Genomic DNA, 842 nt, shown 5'->3' with positions numbered 1-842 from the left:
CCCTGTCTTTTCATCGGTGGCTGCTATTCTTATTTCAATGACCAGGCTCCCTTCTCCTCGCAGCGTTTCTTAATTTAACACATTCACTCTAGTTTGTCAAGGGGCATTTTTTAATTTTTTTATTTTTCTTCAAACTTCTTAATTTACCCAGCGTTTCCTAATTTACCACGATATGTTACTTTTGTCAAGAGCATCTTTTATTTTTTGTTCAACACAACCCAGCGCTACATACTTTATCATACAATCCCAATTTTGTCAACCACTCGGCCATAATTTTCACTTTCAAAAGCAAGATCACTAATTCGCTATTACAAAACATCATCGGCTTTGCTTGAACGATCAGCACTTTAGCTGAAATTAAAATCTACCATTATTTTTGATATCCTTCATAAACTTTGGCCAGTCGCTTTTCATAACATTTTTTGATGAGACCTTTAGCGCATTTACCATACCATTTTCTGTAACTATTATCAGCAATGAATTGCAAAGATTGAGACTTGCCCTCACACTATCAATTGATAATTTCCATAGCTGCTTTCCTTTCGAGTTTACAGCATACACATCTCCGTATTGATTTGCAAAATAAACAACCCCATCCTCACCAATTACTGGTGTTGAGTAGATATTGCTACCAGTTTGTAACTCCCAAAGCTTTCTACCAGAAAAATTTACAGCATACAATGTACCTTCTTCCGTACAAAAATATACAACTCCGTCTTTGTCTATTACAGGACTACTGTAAATCCCTCCGTCTGAGGTGAACTTCCATATAAGTTTTCCCTCAGAAGATATACAATATAAAGATTTATCGTAACTTCCAATTAGAATATCTCCATTCCTTC

Annotated in this window: 1 protein-coding gene; it reads right to left on the bottom strand. The window is 35.6% G+C overall.

Features of this window, described 5'->3' with window-relative positions; genetic code table 11:
• Nucleotides 1-357 precede the first annotated feature (357 nt).
• Nucleotides 358-842, bottom strand: a 485-nt coding sequence (locus N2Z58_09450) for a PQQ-binding-like beta-propeller repeat protein (protein ID MCX7654883.1), incomplete at its 5' end; no start/stop codon positions are given.

Source organism: Fervidobacterium sp. (assembly GCA_026419195.1).
Taxonomy (GTDB): domain Bacteria; phylum Thermotogota; class Thermotogae; order Thermotogales; family Fervidobacteriaceae; genus Fervidobacterium.
Note: the sequence above shows the minus strand (reverse complement) of the source record. Positions and strands in the feature narration are given on the sequence as shown.